At 59.1% G+C, this 22,080-nt stretch carries 21 protein-coding genes, 3 tRNA genes and 1 other RNA gene; 16 read left to right on the top strand and 9 right to left on the bottom strand.

Going from position 1 to position 22,080, the window contains the following annotated elements; all coding sequences use genetic code 11:
• The 7 genes from L7A20_RS09990 to L7A20_RS09960 form a co-directional block, all read left to right on the top strand.
• On the top strand, positions 1–298 hold a 298-nt coding region (locus L7A20_RS09990; RefSeq protein ID WP_237223344.1), incomplete at its 5' end, for a hypothetical protein.
• 2 nt (positions 299–300) lie between these two features.
• Positions 301–981, top strand: coding sequence for a hypothetical protein (locus L7A20_RS09985; protein WP_237223342.1), 681 nt, complete (start codon positions 301–303; stop codon positions 979–981).
• A gap of 13 nt (positions 982–994) precedes the next feature.
• A complete protein-coding gene (locus L7A20_RS09980; RefSeq protein ID WP_237223341.1) occupies positions 995–2,239 on the top strand; it encodes a hypothetical protein in 1,245 nt (414 codons plus the stop codon).
• Positions 2,240–2,254: 15 nt separating this feature from the next.
• Complete coding sequence (locus L7A20_RS09975) at positions 2,255–2,662, top strand: hypothetical protein (RefSeq protein WP_237223339.1); 408 nt, start codon at positions 2,255–2,257, stop codon at positions 2,660–2,662.
• A 13-nt stretch (positions 2,663–2,675) separates the two neighbouring features.
• Entirely contained in the window at positions 2,676–2,981 is a 306-nt protein-coding gene (locus L7A20_RS09970; protein ID WP_237223337.1) for a hypothetical protein, read from the top strand.
• A 93-nt stretch (positions 2,982–3,074) separates the two neighbouring features.
• Entirely contained in the window at positions 3,075–4,457 is a 1,383-nt protein-coding gene (locus L7A20_RS09965) for a peptidoglycan DD-metalloendopeptidase family protein (RefSeq protein WP_237223359.1), read from the top strand.
• Positions 4,457–4,957, top strand: a complete 501-nt coding sequence (locus tag L7A20_RS09960) for a hypothetical protein (protein ID WP_237223336.1) — start codon at positions 4,457–4,459, stop codon at positions 4,955–4,957. The genes L7A20_RS09965 and L7A20_RS09960 overlap by 1 nt, the downstream gene beginning before the upstream one ends.
• A gap of 223 nt (positions 4,958–5,180) precedes the next feature.
• On the opposite strand, the gene L7A20_RS09955 is transcribed toward L7A20_RS09960, so the two are convergent.
• Positions 5,181–5,242 (bottom strand) — tRNA-Arg (locus L7A20_RS09955).
• Positions 5,241–6,815, bottom strand: coding sequence for a polyprenol phosphomannose-dependent alpha 1,6 mannosyltransferase MptB (gene mptB / locus L7A20_RS09950; protein WP_237223334.1), 1,575 nt, complete (start codon positions 6,813–6,815; stop codon positions 5,241–5,243). Before mptB ends, L7A20_RS09955 begins: the two co-directional genes overlap by 2 nt.
• 129 nt (positions 6,816–6,944) lie before the next feature.
• Here mptB and orn point away from each other — a divergent pair, with 129 nt between their 5' ends.
• From orn to def, 3 genes are all read left to right on the top strand, one after another.
• Complete coding sequence (gene orn, locus L7A20_RS09945; protein WP_237186121.1) at positions 6,945–7,571, top strand: oligoribonuclease; 627 nt, start codon at positions 6,945–6,947, stop codon at positions 7,569–7,571.
• 187 nt (positions 7,572–7,758) lie between these two features.
• A tRNA-His gene (locus L7A20_RS09940) sits at positions 7,759–7,831 on the top strand.
• A gap of 71 nt (positions 7,832–7,902) precedes the next feature.
• Positions 7,903–8,481: a peptide deformylase gene (def, locus tag L7A20_RS09935; protein WP_237194068.1), complete on the top strand. Its 579-nt coding sequence runs from the start codon at positions 7,903–7,905 to the stop codon at positions 8,479–8,481.
• Positions 8,482–8,646: 165 nt separating this feature from the next.
• Here the strand turns inward: def and rnpB are convergent.
• Positions 8,647–9,004, bottom strand: an RNA gene (gene rnpB / locus L7A20_RS09930) — RNase P RNA component class A.
• Between the two features lie 32 nt (positions 9,005–9,036).
• Between rnpB and L7A20_RS09925 the strand changes: the two genes are divergently transcribed.
• Positions 9,037–9,813 (top strand): YaaA family protein, encoded by a 777-nt coding sequence (locus tag L7A20_RS09925; RefSeq protein WP_237223332.1) that lies wholly within the window; start codon positions 9,037–9,039, stop codon positions 9,811–9,813.
• On the opposite strand, the gene L7A20_RS09920 is transcribed toward L7A20_RS09925, so the two are convergent.
• A complete protein-coding gene (locus L7A20_RS09920) occupies positions 9,810–10,706 on the bottom strand; it encodes a Nif3-like dinuclear metal center hexameric protein (RefSeq protein WP_237223331.1) in 897 nt (298 codons plus the stop codon). The genes L7A20_RS09925 and L7A20_RS09920 overlap by 4 nt on opposite strands.
• Before the next feature lie 64 nt (positions 10,707–10,770).
• Between L7A20_RS09920 and msrA the strand changes: the two genes are divergently transcribed.
• The 3 genes from msrA to epsC all read left to right on the top strand — a co-directional run bounded on the left by msrA (position 10,771) and on the right by epsC (position 13,087).
• Complete coding sequence (gene msrA, locus L7A20_RS09915; RefSeq protein WP_237206449.1) at positions 10,771–11,295, top strand: peptide-methionine (S)-S-oxide reductase MsrA; 525 nt, start codon at positions 10,771–10,773, stop codon at positions 11,293–11,295.
• A gap of 76 nt (positions 11,296–11,371) precedes the next feature.
• Positions 11,372–12,298: a cysteine synthase A gene (gene cysK, locus L7A20_RS09910; RefSeq protein ID WP_237206651.1), complete on the top strand. Its 927-nt coding sequence runs from the start codon at positions 11,372–11,374 to the stop codon at positions 12,296–12,298.
• A gap of 204 nt (positions 12,299–12,502) precedes the next feature.
• Positions 12,503–13,087: a serine O-acetyltransferase EpsC gene (gene epsC, locus L7A20_RS09905; protein ID WP_237206448.1), complete on the top strand. Its 585-nt coding sequence runs from the start codon at positions 12,503–12,505 to the stop codon at positions 13,085–13,087.
• A gap of 102 nt (positions 13,088–13,189) precedes the next feature.
• Here the strand turns inward: epsC and L7A20_RS09900 are convergent, their stop codons facing one another.
• The 5 genes from L7A20_RS09900 to L7A20_RS09880 all read right to left on the bottom strand — a co-directional run bounded on the left by L7A20_RS09900 (position 13,190) and on the right by L7A20_RS09880 (position 17,732).
• On the bottom strand, positions 13,190–14,065 hold the full coding sequence (locus tag L7A20_RS09900; RefSeq protein ID WP_237206650.1) for a glycosyltransferase family 2 protein: 876 nt from the start codon (positions 14,063–14,065) through the stop codon (positions 13,190–13,192).
• A gap of 140 nt (positions 14,066–14,205) precedes the next feature.
• Positions 14,206–15,684, bottom strand: coding sequence for an NADP-dependent phosphogluconate dehydrogenase (gene gndA, locus L7A20_RS09895; protein ID WP_237199700.1), 1,479 nt, complete (start codon positions 15,682–15,684; stop codon positions 14,206–14,208).
• Positions 15,685–16,122: 438 nt separating this feature from the next.
• Entirely contained in the window at positions 16,123–16,782 is a 660-nt protein-coding gene (locus tag L7A20_RS09890; protein WP_237194094.1) for a hypothetical protein, read from the bottom strand.
• 195 nt (positions 16,783–16,977) lie between these two features.
• Positions 16,978–17,050: transfer RNA gene (locus tag L7A20_RS09885), tRNA-Val, on the bottom strand.
• 265 nt (positions 17,051–17,315) lie between these two features.
• Positions 17,316–17,732, bottom strand: a complete 417-nt coding sequence (locus tag L7A20_RS09880) for a DUF3052 domain-containing protein (protein WP_237223329.1) — start codon at positions 17,730–17,732, stop codon at positions 17,316–17,318.
• 389 nt (positions 17,733–18,121) lie between these two features.
• Between L7A20_RS09880 and aceE the strand changes: the two genes are divergently transcribed.
• Together aceE and L7A20_RS09870 are read left to right on the top strand one after the other, a co-directional pair.
• Positions 18,122–20,863, top strand: coding sequence for a pyruvate dehydrogenase (acetyl-transferring), homodimeric type (gene aceE, locus L7A20_RS09875; RefSeq protein WP_237223328.1), 2,742 nt, complete (start codon positions 18,122–18,124; stop codon positions 20,861–20,863).
• 297 nt (positions 20,864–21,160) lie between these two features.
• Complete coding sequence (locus tag L7A20_RS09870) at positions 21,161–22,072, top strand: ACP S-malonyltransferase (RefSeq protein ID WP_237194100.1); 912 nt, start codon at positions 21,161–21,163, stop codon at positions 22,070–22,072.
• The last annotated feature ends 8 nt before the right edge of the window (positions 22,073–22,080 follow it).

Below are 22,080 nucleotides of genomic sequence, written 5' to 3'. Positions count from 1 at the left end.
TCACCCCCTGGACGGCTCCCCGCGCATGAATGCAGGCCGTCAATGGCTTGATTTTGGAAATGATGGCGGTGTCGCCCCTGGTGGTATCGGCGAAAAACTCATTGATAAGGCTGTAGCTAACGGGGGTAGCGTCATCCTGGGCCTGCACGCTTGCTACATCGAGGGCGGCGGCGCTGCCCAGCGTATGACCCGCGCCGGTATCGAGGGCTTCCTTGACCGCCTCAAGGCCCGCCGTGACTCCGGGGAAATTGAGGTGGTCACCATGACCCGTTGGCATTTTACAGAGATAGGAAAATAATTATGAGCATGGTCCCTGCTAAGGGTATTAGTACAGGTGCCCCGGTTCTTGACGCGTCGGCGGTCTGGACGCCCCCGATTATCGGCCCCCACGATGGGGCAAGCCTCTGGCTGGCTCACACCCTACGCGGTGGCTCAGCCGCTGATGTGAAGGTGGTACCGGATATGATTGGTGGGCGTAATCTGCTGACCGGCGGAGCCGGTAATACTTTCACCGACGGTAGCGCCCCGGTGGTGTCTATCCCTCAGGGTAGTGCCGCTATGACGGCTAGCGGTCCGACCCCGCCCGGTGCCTGCACCGTACTGGTGGTCGCCTCCCTGGTAGCCAACAAGTCCGCGCAGGTGCGTGTGCCCGGCTGGACTATCGGCGGTGGCGGTACATCCCGACTGACCGTAGCCGGGGCCACCACGGCCACTTTTTCGGTGAGCCCGCCTGCTGAGCTTGCGGTCTATGCGCTGCGCCTTCAGGCAGGCAGTGTGGAGGCCTGGGTCAATGGTGCTAGTGCGGGGGCGGCGCTGTCGCTTCAACCTGGTAGCGGTGTGCTTTATGGGCTGGGCACGAATGTGTATTCATCGACGGTGCGTGAGGATTATGGCCTGCTCAAGGTCTGGCAGCGCGCTTTGTCTGATGATGAGGTTTTGGCGGCTGTTGCTGATGCTAAGCGTCTTTTCAAGATTGCGTAGGGGGTGAAAGAGTATGGCTGTTTTTGAGGAAGTTTGGGGGCGTTTCATCGCCCCGGATGGTAGTCCTTTGAGTGGGTCGGTGATTTTCACCCCGGCCTTTCCTTTTGCCCGCGATACCCAGACGGTGACGCTGCCTGCCCCGGTCACAGTACAGCTCGATAGCGAGGGCCGGGTGACCGCGTCCTTACAGGTGCCTGATGAGTCCACCCAGCCGACCACCTGGACGTGGCAGGCATGCCCGCGGCTGCGTCACGCTGGCGGCGCTGTGGGGCTGGAGCCTTTCAGCTTCGAGCTGGTGGCCGGCGCCCCGGTGAATCTGGCTGATGTGCTGCCGGTGCCCAACTCCACGGGCGAGTATGTGACCCGGGGTGAGACCGGCGCGGACGGTGTCGGCCTGGCCGCTATCACCACTGAGGGCGGGGAGCTGGTATTCACCCTCACTGACGGCACCGAGTCGCGCATCCCGGTTCCCCAAGGCGTGCCGGGCACTGGCGTTGCCGGGATCTCCCTGGAGGGTGACGAGCTGGTCTTTGCCATGACTGACGGGTCTGAATCGCGCATCCCCGCGCCCGTGGGGACTGACGGCCAAGATGGTGATGACGGGCAGGACGGCGTGGGCATCTCCACCATTACTTTAGAGGACGGTGAGCTGGTCATAGCCCTTACTGATGGGGCTGTGACTAGGCTTCCCGCGCCGAAGGGCGACCCCGGTAAGGACGGCACATCCCCGCCCCCGCCGACCCTACGCGTAGAACAGGTGCAGACCCTACCGCCCGGGGCTACCGCTACCGCCCATATCGGCGGTGAAGCCCCTGACTACACCCTCACCTTGGCTGTTCCGCAGGGCCCGCAGGGTGAGGCTGGGAAAGACGCGGTAATCCAAGATACCGGGTGGCGCGATATTAAGGAGGAGATTGCACCCACATCTCATTTTCCACCCGAGGCAATCTTTACGATAAAGCGTCGTGACGACATCGTATTCTTTCAAGTGGCCATCCCAGAAAGTGCCTCAAGTAGTGTACAGGGCACGTCGTGGGGGTACTTTAGAGGGCGCATTCCAGATGGCTTCCGCCCCACCTGGGGCGGGTCAGTCGTGCTCCATGGACGCGACGCGACAAACGGGCATATCGGCATTCAGCCGAACGGAGGCATCCTTTGGACGGGGCAAACTCTCGACAAGGCTTACCGCACTCATGCTTGCGGGGTGTGGCCTACCGCCGACGCATGGCCTGCCACGCTACCCGGCACACCGGCGTAGGAAGGAGAGACCGACATGATTGCTTTTAATCGGCTTTGGCTCATGCTTTCCGAACCCCGCGTCGTCACCGCCTTCTTCCTAGCTATCTACGCGGTTTTCCTGATTCAGGGTGTGCAGGGGCTTATGGTGCCCCCGCACCCGCACGACGAGCAGGTCCAGACATGGACGCGCCTGCTGGTCAATGGGTCTTTGGTGGCAGGTGGCCTGGTAGGGGTGGCCTCTACCCCGCGGGGGCTGTGGCAGTTCGAGAGGGCCGCCATCCTCTTCGTGATGGTCGCATCTACGGTGCAGCTCTTCTGGACTCTCTTTGACCCTGACCCGGGCGTGCGCTGGGTTAGCCTATGGCGCTCCGTGACTATCCTGCTTTTCCTTGGTGCGCGCTATTACACGATTCGGTGGGCCCGCGCCGACCCTGGCAAGTAAGAAGGTGAGGGATGTGCCCAATGATTTCCTACCCTTCCTCCTAGCCTTCTTCGGCGCCGGTGGCGCAGGGACCATGCTGGTAAAGAGCTTTCTCGATTGGCGTTCTGGCAAGGTCGCTGCTGAGAAGGAAGAAAACCGAGCTGCCCTGCGTGTAGCCCGGCAGGCTGAGTACCGTGCAGAGTGCGAGGCCCACAACCGGCGGGCTATGGTCGAGTACGCTGCTGAGCTGCGCCGTATCATGCGTGAGCATGGTATCGACCCGCCCCCGCACCCGGTGATTCAGACCTGCTTTGAACCGCCGAAGCCTGAGACCCCCTAAACGGGGTCTTTTCTTTACCCAAAAACCCCGAGCCCCTTGGCCCCATCGGCTGAGGGGCGCACTCATTTAATGAAAGGAGGCGACCCTTTGACCGTGCTTGATAACGGGGTGGTCATTGATGAGACGACCTGGTTTTCCCCGAATTTCACCCCAGCCGCGCAAGTGCCAGCCGTGTACGGGCTACCGCGCACCATTGACGGGGTGACTGTCCATTGGTGGAATGACCCGGCGCTGAATCCGACCTTTGACGGTTCGGCGGCCTATCTCTCCCGCGCCGGGGGCAATACCTCCGCGCACTTCATTGTGCAAGGCAACCGCGTAGCCTGCATCGTCTCGCCGGTGAATGCGGCCTGGCATGCCGGTTCAGCCCGAGGTAACGCCACCACGGTCGGTATCGAAATGGCCCCGTGGGCGACCGACGCCGATATGCAGACTTTGGCTTCGCTGATTCGCTGGCTTGAGAAGACCTACGGTAAGAGCCTGATGGTCTACCAGCATAAGGACTGGACGCCTACGGCCTGCCCGGGTGCGTATTCGGGCAAGATTGGTCAGCTGGTGGCTATGGTGAACGCGGGCCCAGGCGCTACCCCCGCCCCCGCGGCCGCTGCTACCCCCGCCCCCTCCACGGCGGGTATGGTCTACCCGGTGACCGGGTACACCCTCACCCAGGCTTTCAACGGCGGACGTTCCCTCGCAACCAACCTGGGCGGCGGGCACACCGGCGTGGACTGGGCCACCCCCGTAGGCACCCCCGTAAAAGCCGTTGCAGACGGCACGGTGCTTTTTGAGGACTGGGCGCAGAACCTGCCCACCACGTCGTGGGCTGACCGCTGGTACCTCACAGGCGGCGGGTACACAGGAATCGCCACCGACGCCGGGATTGTCGTCGTCATCGACCACGGCGGCTACCTCTCCATATCCGCACACCTCAGTGAGACCAAGCTGCACAAGGGCGACCGGGTCACCCGGGGCCAGGAAATCGGCAAGACCGGCAACACTGGGTACACCACCGGCCCGCACCTGCACTTCGAGATTCTGCCCAAGCCTTTTGCCTGGTCAAACGGCTTCTACGGGCGCACCGACCCCATTACCTTTATCCAAGCGCGGCAAGCCACCGCGCCAGCACAGAAAGATTGGCTAGATATGGCAACGAGAGAAGATGTAAAAGCCGCCTTGCGGGAGGTCTTTGAGGCTCCCTTCCGGCGTGAAGGCCCCGAAGCGGCTAAGGCATGGCCTCATAAAGACCAGACCTCAAGCTTCGGCGCGGTCCTACGCTGGACCGACGAGTCCTGGATTCAACTCAGCAAATCCATCGCCAAGGTGAATGAAAATGTGACTGCCCTGGGTAAGCGCCTGGATGCGCTGGAGGCTAAGCCCGCCGCAGTCTCCACCACCGCTGTGCAGGGCGTGACCGTAGAGCAGCTACGCGCCCTGATCCGTGAAGAAATTGATCGCACCAAGCTAGGAGCAAAGTAATGGCTACTTACACCCCGACCCCTGACCTGGTGGCAGAAGAAAAGCCCACCCCCGAGACCACCAACCATAAGCGCACGGTGGGGCAGGTGACCACCGCAGCCGGTGGAGGCTCAGCTATCGGCGGTGCACTCGCCACCCTGATTGTGGCTATCTTCGGGCTAGCCTGGGATGCGCCCACCGTTGCGGCGCTGACCACTGTGCTTTCAGCCGGGCTGGCTTTCCTGGGTGGCTACCTGGTGCCCTCCCGCAAGGGCGAGCTACAAGCCCAGGTGGCTGACGCCATGACCCTGACGCAGGCGGAGAAGGAAGAGCTGGTTGAGTCTGCGACCCAGCGGGCGGCTTCCCTGGGCACGCCGGATATTCCGGCTGTGATTGCTCAGGCGCTGGCCGAGTATGAGGCCAGCCGGGCTGAGACTGCCCCGGCGGAGCCTGACCCGGCCTCGGTCGAGTCTGACCCTGTGAATGACGGCGGTGCAGGACTCGCCCGCTACGCCCTCTAAAAGAAGAAACGCCCCTGACCCTTAGCTGGGTCGGGGGCTCCTTTTCTATGCCCGCAAGCGGGAAACCACCGCACCACCCCGACACCAGGGGCTCCAGCTCAAGCCATGCTAGGTGAAGGAATTTTCGAAAGCAGTAGATGACCACTAGATGACTTACTGCTTTTTCACTTGATAATAAAAATATCCCCCACCTGTTTTACCAAGTGAGGGATATATTAAGCGCCCCAGGAGGGAGTCGAACCCCCGACCAAGAGATTAGAAGGCTCTTACTCTCATCTGGGAGCTAGATACTCACCTCGTAGAGGGACGAGCGCTGGCCGCGGCGGAGTACTCGGCGGGTTGCCGGGTCGAAGAAGACCAGCCAGAAGGCATAGGCTACGCTGAGCACAGCCGCAATGAGGCGGCCCATATTCTGATCAAAATTATCGAGATAGGGCGAGACGGCAAGCTGATCTGAGACCCCGTACATGACAAAGAACAGAGTTGTCAGGAAATAGAAATCTAGCTGCCAGTCGGTACGCACGCCTGCAACCACAAACAGCGGAATAAACCAGAGCAGATACCAGGACTGCAACATGGGTGAAAAAACCACAACCATAGCTAGAGCCAGACCGGTGCGGCGGATGAGGTTTTCGTCCTTGCCAACGAACATGACAACCACGGCCAGCAGCATGCCCGCGAGCTTTCCTAGAGAGAAGAAGGTGTCGCGCACCGAGTTCGCCAGGACATTATCGCCGGTGATAGATACCAGGATCTGGTTGATTTGCAGCCCCAGGAAGCCGATGGGAGTGAACCAGATGTACTGGCCACCGGTGGTAGCCAGGGCCCCAATCCAGCCAAAGCCCAGGTCGGTCACGGCCCCAAGCACCCAGAGCTCCGCCATAGAGATAGCCAGGGTCATGGCCCAGAAAATAAAGCGGCGGAGCCAGCTGGCTCCCCTACCGGCCCAGAAAAGCCCGATGAAGGGTAGGGCGACCAAGGCAATAGGCTTGACGGCCACCGCCGCGGTCACCAGGGTAATTCCCAGCAGGCCACCGACGGTATCGCGGCGGGCCGCCGCATGGTAGACACCTGCCAGCACCAGACCGGTCATCAGGGCGTCATTATGGGAAGAGGTGATGAAGGCGGCAATAAAGAGAGGGTTGGCCAGCACCAGCCAGTTAGCTCGTATGCCATTGATACCGTGGAGGCTCGCCAGTTTAGGCACGTAGTAGGCGATAAGCCCCACTCCGATGAGGGCAACCAGCCTAAAGAGATAGAGGGCGGTATCTACGGAATCACCGGCGATTTGGGCTACCCATTTTTCGATAAGCAGGAAGACGGGGCCGTAGGGCGGGGCTGACTCGGACCACATCTGGTCAGCACCATACTGGAAGAAGTTATTGACGGAAGAAACCCCGTACTCGTAGGGGTTAAGCCCTGATGCCATGACGCGCCCCTGGGCAAAGTAGGAGAAGACATCACGGCTATAGAGGGGGAAAGCAAAAAGCTGGGGAAGCATCCAGCAGATAATGGCTGCGGTTGCCCAGCGTTTTGCACGCTGGTCCCAGACGAGCAGTTTCTGCACCATGCGCAACCATTCGCGGCAGAGCATCATCGACCCCACAACGAGTAGGGCGATGCAGGTCACCAGTCCGGGTGCCGTGTAGCGCAGCGGGATAATCCAGTCCACCCGGCGGAAGGGGGAGGCATCTGCGAGCCAGCCCACGCCGAAGGATGCGAACATCACCAGTAGAGAACCGATGGTTCCAAAGATGAGGGTTCGAAGGGGGCTACCCGAGACATAGTGAGCTGTCTTGGGGTTATACCGGTGCACCGGGATGCTGGCGGTATGGGTTTGCGCTGTTCTGGGGCTCATGGTCCTCCTGGCCGAGCAAATGAGTACACCTGATTTTACCCGCCGGCTGAGTGGCACAGGCAGGTCTTAGACCTTCTGCTCTATGAAAATCTGCTGTGGGTTAGGCCCCTAAAGGGGTAGATTGGTTCTGTGTCTATTTCAAATGAACGTATTGTATGGATTGATTGTGAGATGACCGGCCTCTCTCTTGAGAAGGACGCCCTGATTGAGGTCGCCGCGCTGGTGACTGACGGGGATCTCAATATTTTGGGTGACGGCGTGGATGTCGTCATTAAGCCCGAGCCCGAGGCCCTTGAGCAGATGGATGATTTTGTGCGCAACATGCACACGGTATCCGGCTTGCTGGACGACCTGGATCAGGGCATTACCATGGCTGAGGCCCAGCAGCTGGTGCTGGATTATGTGAAGCAGTGGGTCCCCGAGCCGCGCAAGGCTGTGCTGGGTGGTAATTCTGTGGGCACCGATAAGACTTTTTTGGTGCGCGACATGCCCGAGCTCGTGGACTACCTGCACTACCGCGTAATTGATGTGTCTACCATCAAGGAGCTTTCCCGCCGCTGGTTTGAGAAGGCCACCTATAATGCCCCGGCGAAGACCGGCAACCACCGGGCACTGGGCGATATCCAGGATTCCATTGACGAGCTGCGCTACTACCGCGGCACGGTTTTTGTGCCCTCCCCCGGGCCCGATAGCGCAACCGCCCAGAAGGTTGCCCAGGAGGTTGCGGCAACCCGCCAGCAGATTAATCCTGCGTAGGAGTTCAGGCGGTGCGGACGCTGCCCGTTGCCTGGTAGCGTCCGCCCGGCCCCCAGCCCCAAAAGTTCGTGAGCACAGTCACCCCATATAACCTCATTTTCGATTTGCGGGGAATCAAAACTGTGTGTAAGCTAGTATCCGTTGCCAAAACAAGCCGGTGAAAGAAACGGTAGTTTTTGTAAACATGGTGGTCGTAGCTCAGTTGGCAGAGCGCCTGGTTGTGGTCCAGGAGGTCGCGGGTTCAACCCCCGTCGATCACCCCGAGTAGAAGGGTCGCTACGGTTTTTATCGTAGCGGCCCTTTTTGTTTACCCCGCGTGAGAGGTTATGTCATGACTGTTTTGCCCATTGTTATTCACGGTAACCCGGTTTTGCACCGCCCGGCTGCCCCGGTGACGTCCTTTGATGATGAGCTGCGCAAGCTGATCGACGATATGTACGAGACCCAGGAAGTCTCGAACGGTGTGGGCCTGGCGGCCCCCCAGGTGGGTGTGGGCCTGCGCCTGTTCACCTATAAGTTTGAGAATGAGGACGGCGTGCCCCCGCTGGGCGTGGTGGTTAACCCCGTGCTGACTCTGGGCAAGATTTCAACGGCTGACCCTGACCCCTACGATGAGGTTGAGGGCTGCCTGTCCTTCCCCGGTTATTCTTTCCCGCTCAAGCGCGCTGACTGGGTCACGGTCAACGGGTTTGATGGTGAGGGTAATCCGCTGAAGTTTGAGGCGACCGGCTGGTTTGCCCGCGTCATGCAGCACGAGACTGACCACTTGGATGGCAAGCTCTACGTGAATCGGCTGAACGCCAAGTACACCAAGAAGTACAAGAAGGTTGTTAAAGCTGAGGGCTGGACTGCCGAAGGTAACACCTGGATGCCGGGCGTCGACCCCGACCCCTTTGGTCACGGGGAGTAAAGAACGGGACGGAGTCGAGCTGAGGCCTGGAAAGACGCGCCGAATGCCGACGTGGATCGGGGCTGGCGGTGAATTGCTGAGCGAGCTCTGCGAGCCAGCAAGAGCGGTTGTCGGCAAGGCGCGTCTGGAAGGCCGAAAGCGCCAACTAGAGCAAAGTCTGTTGAGAGAACGGGACGCCCGATAAGCCGGGTTCTGTACCTACCCGAGGGCAGGCGGCAATCATCCATCTAGACCCGTCGTTGCCGGCGGGTTCAAGCAGCCTACCCGGGCGCTTCACCGCACTGGTTACTAGCGCGCCCTGTTTGGCCTTGCTCCGGGTGGGGTTTACCGAGCTACCGCAGTCGCCTGCGGTACTGGTGAGCTTTTACCTCACCTTTTCACCCTTACCCCGTGGTGGGGCGGTTTGTTTTCTGTGGCACTGGCCTGCAGGTTACCCTGAGTCGACGTTATCGACCACCCTGTGCTGTGGAGCCCGGACTTTCCTCGAAGCGTTTGTGCGCTGCGCGATTGCCTGGGCGTCCCGTTCTGGGGTTCTACTTTACTACACTGGTGGGTATGTTGATTTTGTTTCCGCCGTCTGAGGGTAAGACTCCTGCCACATCTGGTTCCGGGGTTGAGTTGGGTGAGTTGTTGGCTCCTGAGTTGACGGGGGCTCGCGAGACCGTGGTGGATGAGTTGGTGCGGGTGAGCGGTTTGCCCGATGCGGGGCAGCTGTTGAAGGTGGGTCCGTCCTTGCTGGCTGAGGTTGAGCGGAATACTCGGTTGTGGTCGGAGCCGGCGGCGCCTGCGTCCGAGGTGTATTCGGGGGTTTTGTTTGAGGCTTTTGGGTACGGTTCTTTGGGGGCGGACGCGCGGGCGCGGGCTGATAGGGCTGTTGTGGTGATATCTGCGGCCTGGGGTGCGGTGGGTCTTACCGATATGATTCCGGCCTACCGGCTGTCGATGGGCACGAAGCTGGGTGAGATTGGGGATCTGGCTAAGTTTTGGAAGGGCGAGCTCAAACGCCCCTTGGATGAGTTGGCCGGGGATCAGTTGGTGGTGGATGGCCGCTCTGCTGCCTATGCAAAGGCGTGGATGCCTGCCCCGCAGCGTCATCTGTTGGTTCGGGTGGAGAGGGTGGCGGCTGACGGGAGCCGCAAGGTGGTCTCGCATATGGCTAAGCATTACCGGGGCCTGCTGGGCCGCTACCTGGTGCAGGAGAATCTGACCGAGATTGAGGACGCCGGTGAGCTGGCAGAGGCGCTTGCCCCCGATTTTGAGGTGGAGCTGCTCTCCCCCACCGAGAAGAAGCCGGGTACCCTGACTCTTCTGGTGAGGGAGTACGGCTCCTAGCGGGTGGAGGCTGAGCCTGCGACCTGCCCGGTGGAGACAGTGAAGTCCCAGGGGTCGGTGTTGAGGGTCGAGACGTAGGTGTCGATAGTAAAGCCTCGCTCCTCCAGTTTTTCGGTGATAAGGCGGGCGGCCCCGTCCATCCAGAGCCATTCGCTGGCGTAGTGGGAGCAGTCGATCAGGGCCGGGGTGTCGCCGCTGATGAGGGCCTGCTCGCGGGCTTCTGAAGCCGGGTGGTGGCGCAGGTCGGCGGTGATGTAGACGTCCGCACCCGATGCGCGGGCATCGCCAAAGAGGGAATCGCCAGCCCCGGTGCAGAGGGCAATTTTTTGAACCTTCTGATCGGGCCGGCCTGCGATGCGCAGGCCACCGGCGGTTGCTGGCAGGAAGTCAGCAATTTTTTCCGCCAGTTCCTTGAGGGTGACAGGGGCAGGCAGACTTCCGACACGCCCGATGCCGACACGAACGTCCGCCCCCTCAATCTGTACAGTCTCTTCCTCGGCCAGAATCTCGGTGTCGGTGATGCCCAGCTTGCTCATGAAGACCTCGTTGGTGCCGTGCGGGGCCGAGTCCACGTTGGTGTGGGCGCCCAGCAGGCCGCAGCCAGCCTCAATGAGGGTGTGCACGATTTCGCCCTTGTAGTCGGTATCGGGCAGGAAGGACGCCCCGCGCAGCAGCAGGGGGTGGTGAGTAATGAGCAGGCCCGCGCCTTTTTCTGCAGCCTCGCGGGCAGTTGCCACAGTGGCGTCCACCGCGAAACCAACGGTGGTGACGGGGGCATCAGCGCGCCCGACCACCAGACCAGCAGCGTCCCACTTCTCGGCAAGAGTGGGCGGGAAAATATCGTGGAAGGCCCGGGTTACATCGTTCAGGGTGGGAGTTGAAAGTTCAGTCATGCCCCTATTGTGTCATGAGCGCCGGGGCGGGAATAAGACTGGGGAGCCTACGGTTACCCAAAGTATGCAAAGTTTTGTTGTAGGCGGCGGATGCTTCTGGTGCATCGACGCCGTATATCGTCAGTTTGAAGGAATTACCGCCAGTATCAGCGGCTACACCGGTGGGCACGTTGAGAACCCCACCTACCGCGAGGTGTGTTCGGGTACCACCGGCCACGTCGAGGTCGTCAAGGTGGAGTTTGACGAGACCGTCATTCCCGCCGAAACCGTGCTCGATATCTTCTTCACCTCGCACGACCCCACCAGCTGGGATAGGCAGGGGGCGGACGCCGGCCCCCAGTACCGCTCGGCCCTCTACTACGAGAACGAGGAGCAAAAGGCCCTCTTCGAGGCCGCCATTCAGCGGGCCTCTCAGCTGTGGGACCAGCCCATCGTAACGGTGGTAGAACCCCTGGGCGCCTTCTATGAGGCTGAGGACTACCACCAGAACTACTACGCCCTTAACCCCTACCAGGGGTACTGCATGGCCGTCATCAATCCCAAGCTGGCTAAGGCTAGGCAACATTACGCCAGGTTTCTTAGAAGTTAAGCCCTCCCCCTTTGTTTCGTAAACTAGAGGGCGAACCATTCATCGCTTCCACCTGAAAGGTACACTCGTGTCAAAGATGTACAACAATATCACCGAAGTTGTCGGCCGCACTCCCATCGTCCGCCTCAACCGCCTGGATGCTGATCTGCCCGGCAACGTCGCAGTCAAGCTGGAATTCTACAACCCCGCCAACTCCGTCAAGGACCGCATCGGTGTAGCTATCATCGACGCCGCTGAGAAGTCCGGCGCCCTCAAGCCCGGCGGCACCATCGTTGAAGGTACCTCAGGCAACACCGGTATCGCCCTGGCTATGGTGGGCGCTGCCCGCGGCTACAAGGTCATTCTGACCATGCCCGAAACCATGAGCAACGAGCGTCGCGTCATGCTGCGCGCCTACGGTGCTGAAATCGTGCTGACCCCCGGTTCTGAGGGTATGCGCGGTGCTGTTGAAAAGGCCAAGGAAATCGTAGCCTCCACCGAGAACGCTATTCTGGCCTCCCAGTTCTCCAACGAAGCTAACCCCGAGATTCACTACAACACCACCGGCCCCGAGGTCTGGGAAGCCACCGAAGGCAAGATTGATATCTTCGTAGCTGGCGTTGGCACCGGCGGTACCGTCTCTGGTACCGGCAAGTACCTCAAGGAGCAGAACCCTAACATCAAGGTTATTGCAGTCGAGCCCAAGGACTCCCCCCTGCTGACCGAGGGTAAGGCTGGCCCCCACAAGATCCAGGGCCTGGGCGCTAACTTCGTACCCGATACCCTCGACCGCGACATCTACGACGCCGTCACCGACGTTGCTATCGACGACGCCGTTGCCACCGCCCGTAAGCTGGGTACCGAAGAGGGCATCCTGGGCGGTATCTCCTCCGGTGCAGCCGTCTGGGCTGCCCTGGAAGAAGCTAAGAAGAGCGAGAACGCCGGCAAGCTGATTGTCGCTGTTGTTCCCGACTTCGGTGAGCGCTACATCTCCACCCTGCTCTACGAAGATATCCGCGGCTAAACATTTAGCTCCGTGATAATCTCGGGCACCCCGCTGGTTGGCAGCGGGGTGCCCGCGTGTCTATGTCTGGTGGCATGCGCGGACGCCCGCCCTCAGCTTGACGTAAATATTGTGGGTGAGACGGAATATCGTTCTAGCCGTGACTGTTGTAGAGTTCAGCAAGAGCGCCCGCCGCGCTCCCCTGCCTAGATTGTGAGGAGAACCATGAGTTTCCGAGCGCGCCTGCGTGAAGACTTAGACACCGTCAAAGCACACGACCCCGCAGCCCGCGGTGATGTGGAAATCATGATTAACTACTCGGGTATGCACGCCATCTGGGCTCACAGGCTGGCCCATAAACTGTGGCAGAAGGACTCTACCCGTACATTAGCCCGCACCCTCAGCCAGTTTGCCCGCTTCATGACGGGGGTTGAGATTCACCCCGGTGCCACCATTGGCCGCCGCTTCTTCATCGACCACGGCATGGGGGTGGTGATTGGTGAGACCGCCGAAATCGGTGAGGACGTCATGCTGTATCACGGGGTTACCCTGGGTGGGCGTTCCCTTGAAAAGGGCAAGCGCCACCCCACCATTGGTGACCGGGTAACAATCGGTGCAGGAGCTAAGGTGCTGGGGCCGGTACGCATCGGCGCAGACTCGGCAATCGGAGGCAACTCCGTGGTGGTGCACGACCATCCCGAGGACTCCATCATTACCGGCATCCCTGCCCGCTCGCGTCCGCGCACCCCCGACAACAAAAAACCCCTGGTCGACGCCGTCGAATATGTGGACCCGACCATGTGGATATAATTCACTGGATAAAGTTCACCTCTACGCAGCAAAATGCCCTTTCACATCTATAAAACGGTGAAAGGGCTTTTGATGTGTGCCGGTGCTAACTGCGATGGATAGCTAGACTTGGCGATTTCCTTGTGATCCCCACTTACGAGAAAGGACACGTCGGGACGCTGTACCGTCACTGCGAAATTTGTTATAGGTCTTTAACCACGGTGTTCGCCCGTGATAAACCAAAATCCCGGGATCCTGAACAAAAACCAATTTCCCGCTAGCCCGCGAAAAGAAATCACTATGTTCATAAATCCGAAGCTCTTCGTCCCAGCCCCCGATAGATCGTATTGAATCAGCACGCGCTATAAAAATATTGGGTACTTTGACTCGAACTGGAAGTCCGTATAGATTATGACCAGCTTCATATATTGGGGTATCGGCTCCATGGTATAGAGACAAATGGCTAGGGCCGTGAATATGGGTTTTGAAAGTAGGTACTTCAACCAAGGTAGCGGCCACACCATCAACGTCAGGGTGAGCTTCTAGATAATCGTAGGCCTTTTGCCAGTTGGTGAGCCGTGTGAATACTAAATCATCGTCTGTAATTAAGACATAGGGTGTCGTCACCTTTTCTAGTGCCCTATTGCGACCAACAGATATACCCACATTGAAGGGTAACTGCAGTACTTCAACCTGTGGGTCACGAGTTGACCAGTGCTTCTGTGAATCATCTGCTACCAGGACCTTTCCGGTAAAGGTTGCCTCCCGAATCGACGAAAGCAGACGGTTCATGGCTTTAGGACGTGAAAAAGTCTTGGCGACGATTGTGACGTCTCTGTTGAATTCTGCGCTATAGGGGGCCAGCCCCTTTCCGTTTTGCCGGGCGGCAAACCGCAAGTAGCGGATGAAGTTGTTCACTACGATACCGTAAGCGTAGCGGAGGGGAAGTCCTTGATCGCTATCGAAAAAAGCTACGAGGCGGTCCTTAGATACCGGCATTTTTATCACGGGGGCTCCTTCAATGATGCGGGTGCTGGCTACCAGTGTACCCGGTAATCAATGTGAAAGTTTCAGCTAAATATGGGTGTGCCCCGACTGTGCGAGCAGACGGGGCACCTATGCGTCATCCTTGGGAGCGACTAGTGGGTGTGGGAGTCCTCAGCGTTGATTTCGCTGCGGTCGCCGCTCCACTCGGTGTGCCACATGCCCTCTGAGTCGATTCGACCGTAGGTGTGGGCACCGAAGAAGTCACGCTGGCCCTGGATCAGGGCGGCGGGCAGGCGCTTGCGGCGCAGGCCGTCGTAGTAGCTCAGGGAGGACGCAAAGACGGGGACGGGCACGCCCTCGGCGGTTGCCTTAGCAACCACGCGACGCCAGGAAGGAACGAGTTCTTCCATGAGCTTCTTGAAGCCGGGGGCCAGCAGCATGTTGGCGGGGGTTTCGTCCTTGTAGGCGTTCATGATTTCGCCCAGCAGTTCTGCACGGATAATGCAGCCTGCACGCCAGAGACCTGCGATGACGTCGAGCTTAAGGTCCCAGCCGTACTCGTCGCCGGCCTTAGCCAGCATGTCGAGACCCTGGGCGTAGGAAACCAGCTTGGAGGCAAACAGGGCCTTGCGGACGTCCTCAATAAACTCTTCGTCGCCGTTAGCAACGGCGGTGGTTGCGATCAGGCCTGCGGGTAGCTCTTCCTGGGCCTGTTTGCGGGCATCAGAGTTGCTAGAAGACAGGGCGCGGGCGAAGACTGACTCAGCAATGCCGGAAACAGGGGCGCCTAGGTCAAGGGCTGCCTGGACAGTCCAGCGGCCGGTGCCCTTCTGGCCAGCCTCATCGACGATCACGTCAACCAGGGGCTTACCGGTCTTAGCATCGACCTGGGCCAGGACCTCAGCGGTGATTTCGATCAGGTAGGAGTTCAGGTCGGTGGTGTTCCACTGCTTGAAGATTTCGGCCTGTTCAGCAGGCTCTACCCCGGCAACAGTGCGGAGCAGGTCGTAGGCTTCACCGATGACCTGCATGTCGGCGTACTCAATGCCGTTGTGGACCATCTTGACGAAGTGGCCAGCGCCATCGGTTGAGATCCAGGCGCAGCAGGGGTCGCCGTTGGGGGCCTTAGCTGAGATTTTTTCGAGCAGGGGGCCGAGGGATTCGTAGGACTTAGCGGAGCCACCGGGCATGATGGAGGGGCCGTTGAGGGCGCCTTCTTCGCCACCGGAAACACCGATACCGACGAAGTGCAGACCCTTTTCGGCCAGGGCACGTTCGCGGCGGATGGTGTCGGGGAAGTGGGAGTTACCGCCGTCGATGATGACGTCGCCTTCATCGAGCAGGGGTTCGAGCTGTTCAATGACGGCGTCGACGGGGCCGCCTGCCTTCACCATAATCAGGATGCGGCGGGGAGCTTCGAGAGAGTCGACCAGTTCCTGCAGGGTCTCGGTGCGGATGAAGTCACCTTCATCGCCGTGGGCTTCAAGCAGGGCATCGGTTTTTTCAACGGAACGATTGTGCAGGGCTACGGTGTAGCCGTTACGGGCCAGGTTGCGGGCCAGGTTTGCACCCATGACAGCCAGGCCGGTTACACCAATTTGCGCCTTACGAGCAGTATTGTTTTCAGTCATGCCTTAAGCCTACGCTGGTCTGCTCTATTTATGCTTCAGGGCCGGGTGAGATGAAGCAAACTCTCACATTATGGGAGAGCAGTAGGGATCATGGGTTTTTTAGGAATCGTAGGTATCGGTAAACAGCACCCACACTGCCGCAGCCCCGATAACCAGAGCCACACACGCAAAAATCGACCATAGGGTCACCATAGTTCCTTGAGTGAGGAAGAAGATAGAGATGAGTAGCCAGGTTACGGACAAGAAGACTGCGGTAAAGTTTCGAGGCTTAAAGTTTCTGTTCATCAAAGGGCTACTCCTCGTAGGCGTTTATGTATCGAGATTATTGGCTCGGCAGTTATCCCTCAAAGAATACTGTACGGTCTGGTAGCGGACAGAAAAAGGGAAGAGCCCGGCGTGGAGCTCTTCCCTCTTTAATGTGGGTTGTAAAAATTGCCCTTAGGAAGTCTTAGTTGAAGGTGCAACGGTAGACGAGGTAGTGCTAGCTGCGCCGTTGACTGAGTAAGTCGCGATGTAGCCGGTGTAGAGGCCAGTAATCTCGCTGGGAATCATAGCGTTACCTCCATCTGTGAATTGGCCAGCGATATTAGTCGAGATTGCAGTTCCATCAATCGGAGTTGAGTCTTTACCGGCAATTGAAATATCGCTCAAATCGGTGACGGTGCGGGTAGAGCTGTAAATCAGGTAGTTATCTGATGAGAGCGTAGTACCGTCAGCTAAAGTTACGGTAGATCCGCTATAGGAGCTGAAGGGGCTCCACTCTCGTGCAGATACCTGGTAGTTATGCTCCAGGCCGTCGATTTTATAAAGAGTATTTTTAGGAATCAGAATGACATAGGTCAGTGAAGCGATACTGACGCTTGCAGTGCTTCCATCAGTGGTATAGAGGTCGAAACCACCCTGGCCGCCTCGGTTAGTAGTACCGGTAAAGGAGGCAGGGTCTGTACTGTTTGCAGATTGGAACTCAAATACTTCGCCAAAGCCGGTAGCGTTCACCGTTGGAGTGGACGCAGCGTAGGCAGGGATAGCGGTAGTTGCAAGGACGGCGGGCGCGGCCCAGGCAGTACCCTGTAGCAGGGTACGACGTGAGGTCGGCATGTGGATTCCTCCAATGAATGTGTGCGGTGCGATGAATGAGATTAATAGTTTACCTAGAATTCGCGTACCGAAAGGGAAGAACTGGGGTGAGGTGCGCCCCCCATATGCGCCTACAGTTCCCCTTCCAAAGACTTCTTGCATGAGAAGAGGGACCGGGCAGCAAAAAGCCCCACACCGGAGTGTGGGGCTTACCGGTGGGTCCTACCGGGATCGAACCGATGACATCCACGGTGTAAACGTGGCGCTCTACCAGCTGAGCTAAAGACCCTTGCTGTCTCTTCCGCGTTATCTCTCGCGGCGACATGTAATACTCTACGCAGGTCAAAACAGCTGCGCAAATCGAAAAACTCCCCCGAAGCGCAAAAAGACCCGATTTTCTGACCGTTTTCAACAGACAAATATCAGAAAAGTCCATCTTGACATGGGGTTATATTTTTTTTAAAAAAATTATTAACTTTTTTCTACACAGCCCCTTCCAGCGCCAAAATCTGCCAAAAAGGGCCCCTGTCTCACGAGACAGAAGGCCCTCATTCCTATTTCCCTTGCTTCATCACCAGGCGGAAAGCAGCCCAGTCTTGGGCGAGAGACTCAGATGTAGTCACATGCAGGCCCGCCAGCGGGGCAGCTTCTTGAATCTCCACCGGTGGAATATGCCCTTCACGACCATTTTTTGGAGTCAGAAGCCAAACGACTCCCCCATCATCGAGAGTTGCCAATACATCCATGAGCCCGTCAACCAAATCGCCGTCCTCAGCACGCCACCACAGCAGGATGCCATCGACAACTTCTTGGTCATCCTCATCAAGAAGCTCTGTTTCCAGAAAATCCTCCAGAGCATCGCGCAGGTCGAAGTCGACGTCCTCATCGTAGCCAAACTCCTGCATCAGGCTGCCAGCAGGCAGTCCCAACTTCTGACCAACAGTCTCTTTAGTAGCACCGGTGGCGCTCACGTACGTCCTCCAAGATTCAAATGACAATGGCGGGCTAGCAATTCAACAAAGCCCCGCACACCCACCTTCACCGCTTCCAATACGAAAGTAAACGAGACCGGGCATGCCTTTAGTTCCTACTGAACACGCTTCATGCCCCCAAATCAACAGAACACGACCAAAATAGGCCAGCTAATTTCACCCTCAGAAAAAGTAGGGGCAAGTGACGGCTATTTCACACCCCCAAACCCCTGAAACCACAACCTTAAAACCGGCAATTTGTGACAACATAGAAGAGAAGTTGTCTTAGCGCCTGCCCACCGGCCGCGCAAGGCATACACCCAAGGCTCACCGGGCACATACGCTGCCACAGGTGAACACATACCCCTACAACAAAGAGAGGTTGACTAGTGGGACCCTCAGAAACGAACGATCACGTTTTGAGTGCACTGACCAACAGCTTCACCGACATTGATCCCGAAGAGACCAGCGAGTGGATTGAGTCTTTCGACGACCTGGTAGAAGCCCACGGCACCGAACGTGCACAGTTCATCGTGCGCTCGCTCATGCAGCGCGCAGGCCAGAAGTCGATCACCGTACCCATGGTGACCACCACTGACTACGTCAACACCATTCCTGTCGACCAGGAACCCGAATACCCCGGCGACGAACAGATTGAGCGCCGCTACCGCGCTATGCTCCGCTGGAACGCTGCCATGATGGTTCAGCGAGCACAGAAGGCAACCATCGGCGTCGGTGGCCACATTTCCTCCTACGCTGGTGTCGCTACCCTCTACGAGGTAGGTTTCAACCACTTCTTCCGTGGCCGCAACCACCCCGGTGGTGGCGACCAGATTTTCTTCCAGGGCCACTCCTCCCCCGGTAACTACGCCCGCGCCTTCCTGGAAGGTCGCATCACCGAAGAGCAGCTCGACGGCTTCCGCCAGGAAAAGACCAAGCAGGGCACTCACCTGCCCTCCTACCCCCACCCCCGTAACCTGCCTGACTTCTGGCAGTTCCCCACGGTATCCATGGGTCTTGGTCCCCTGAACGCCATCCACCAGGCACAGTTCAACAAGTACCTGCACAACCGCGGTATCAAGGACACCTCAGACCAGCACGTCTGGGCCTTCCTGGGCGATGGCGAAATGGACGAGCCCGAGTCACGCGGCGCCCTGCAGCTGGCTGCTAACGACAAGCTCGATAACCTCACCTTCGTGGTCAACTGCAACCTGCAGCGCCTGGACGGCCCCGTCCGCGGTAACGGCAAGATTGTTCAGGAACTTGAAGCCTTCTTCCGCGGCGCAGGCTGGAATGTCATCAAGGTCCTCTGGGGCCGCGAATGGGACTCCCTGCTCGAGAAGGACAAGTCCGGCGAGCTCGTCCGCATCATGAACGAAACCCGCGACGGCGACTACCAGACCTACAAGGCTGAGTCCGGCGGCTTCATCCGCGAGCACTTCTTTGGCCAGACCCCTGAGACCAAGGAACTCGTTGCGGACATGACCGACGACGAAATCTGGGCTATGAAGCGCGGCGCTCACGACTACCAGAAGGTTTACTCAGCCTTCAAGGCAGCTGTCGAGCACAAGGGTCAGCCCACCGTCGTCCTTGCTCAGTCTGTTAAGGGTTACGGCCTGGGCGCCTCCTTCGAGGCCCGCAACGCCACCCACCAGATGAAGAAGCTGTCGATGGAAGACCTGAAGCAGTTCCGCGACCACCTGCGTATCCCCATCTCCGATGAAGAGCTGGAGAAGGACCTCTACAACCCGCCCTACTACCACCCCGGTAAGGACTCCGAAGAGTACAAGTACCTCATGGCCCGCCGTGAGGAACTGGGCGGTTTCGTTCCCTCCCGCAAGAACGTTCAGCCCAAGATTACCCTGCCCTCAGACAAGGCCTACAAGGGTGCATTCAAGGGTACCGGTAAGCAGATGGCTGCTACCACCATGACCTTCGTGCGTCTGCTCAAGGACCTCATGCGTGAGAAGGACTTCGGCCACCGCATCGTGCCCATCATCCCCGATGAGGCCCGAACCTTCGGCATGGACTCCTACTTCCCCACCGCCAAGATTTACAACCCCAACGGCCAGAACTACCTGGCTGTTGACCGTGAGCTCATGCTGGCCTACAAGGAATCACCCGAGGGCAAGATTATTCACGTGGGCATCAACGAGGCCGGCGGTACCGCTGCCTTCACCGCCGTAGGCTCCTCCTACGACACCCACGGCGAACCCATGATCCCCGTCTACATCTTCTACTCGATGTTCGGCTTCCAGCGCACCGGCGATGCCTTCTGGGCAGCAGCTGACCAGATGACCCGTGGCTTCATCATGGGCGCAACCGCCGGCCGCACCACCCTTACCGGTGAAGGCCTGCAGCACGCAGACGGCCACTCACCGATTCTGGCTGGCACCAACCCCGCAGTGATTCACTACGACCCCGCCTACGGTTACGAAATCGGCCACATCGTCAAGCGCGGTATCGAGCACATGTACGGTGACAAGGACGAAGACCACAACGTCATGTACTACATCACCGTCTACAACGAGCCCATTCAGCACCCCGCTGAACCCGAAAACCTCGACGTTGACGGCCTGCTCGGCGGTATCTACCGCCTGCACGAGGCAAAGAATGACGGCCCCCGCGCCCAGCTTCTGGCCTCAGGCGTTGCAGTTCCCTGGGCTGAAAAGGCACAGCAGATTCTGGCCGAGGACTGGGGCGTCTCAGCAGACGTCTGGTCAGTTACCTCATGGACCAACCTGCGCCGCGACGGCCTTGCCGCCGAGCGCGAGCTGCTGACCAACCCGTCCGCCACCCCCCGCACCCCCTTCGTTGCCCAGCAGCTTGAGGGTGCAACCGGCCCCATCGTTGCCGTGTCTGACTACCAGACCGACCTGATGGACGGCATCCGCCAGTTCGTTCCCAACGAATTCGCGACCCTGGGTGCAGACGGCTTCGGCTTCTCAGACACCCGCGCCGGTGCCCGCCGCTTCTTCAAGATCGACGCCGAGTCCATCGTCGTCCGTACCCTGCAGATGCTGGCTAAGCGAGGCGAGGTCCCCGCTGATGCACCTGCTAAGGCCTTCGAGAAGTACGACCTGAACAACATCAATGCAGGCACCTCAGGTACCGCCGGTGGCGACGCCTAAGCCCCTGTGCTGACACGTTCCTAGCTCACAGCGAGTCCTAGATTCGCGCTGAGTGTAAGGGCGGCCCCCACGATTATCGTGGGGGCCGCTTTTGTTCTGGGCAGTCTTTTGCCTAGTCGGTCTTACCCTCTAGTTTTCTTGGGCCGAAGCCCTTAGCTGTGAGTTTTCTTGGCTTTTGAGATTGAACAGCTGTGCCGTCCCGGCTGGCCTGCTAACAGGAGTAGGATAGTTATTTGAACAAAGCGCTAGAAACTTTCAAGTTCTAGGTCTCACACTCTATTTTCAAGGCGGTTACGCGTGATAGCACTGGTGTGCCCCGGCCAGGGGTCGCAGAAGCCCGGATTCCTCACAAACTGGTTAAACGTCGACGGGGTACGCCCCCACCTAGAGCGGCTCTCTGAGGCTGTAGAGCTCGACCTGGTTCATTACGGCACCGAGGCCGATGAGGAAACCATCAAGGACACCGCTATTGCCCAGCCCCTGATTGTGGCAGCTGGTCTTGTCACCGGTCGCCTAGCCCAGAAGGCCCTAGAGGGCCAGAAGCTTGTTTTTGCCGGTCACTCAGTGGGTGAGATTACCGCTTCAGCCCTAGCCGGTGTGCTCACCGAAGAGGACGCCATGCGTTTTATCAAGGTACGGGCCGACGGCATGGCTCAGGCAGCTGCCGCTACCCCCACCGGCATGGCCGCCGTGCTCGGCGGAGTTGAGGACGACGTCCGCGCCGCTATCGCCGAAGCCAACCTCACCGCCGCCAACTCGAACGGCGGCGGGCAGATTGTAGCCGCTGGTTCCCTCGACGCTCTTGCAGCTTTCGCCGAGAACCCGCCCGCTAAGACCCGCGTGATTCCGCTGAAGGTAGCCGGTGCCTTCCATACCGACTACATGGCGGCAGCCCAGGGGCCCCTGGCAGACTTTGCGGCAGGCCTCTCCCCCGCAGAACCGACTGCTGAGCTGCTCTCAAACTTCGACGGCCAGCCCGTTGCCTCAGGGACAGCGGCCCTTGAATCGCTGGTTGCCCAGGTGACCCGCCCCGTCCGCTGGGACCTGTGCATGGCAACTCTCGCGGAGCGGGAAGTTACCCGCCTGGTTGAGGTTGCTCCCGCCGGTACCCTCGTGGGCCTGGCCAAGCGCGGTATGCGCGGCACACCGGCGTCCGCCATCAACACCCCCGATGACATTGCCGCCCTAGCCCAGGCTCTTCAGGCCTAAAGTTTCCC

It is taken from the genome of Rothia nasimurium, from assembly GCF_928381415.1.
Classification (GTDB): Bacteria; Actinomycetota; Actinomycetes; order Actinomycetales; family Micrococcaceae; genus Rothia; species Rothia nasimurium_H.
The sequence above is the reverse complement of the archived record's forward strand: the minus strand, read 5'-3'. Positions and strand labels throughout refer to the sequence as shown.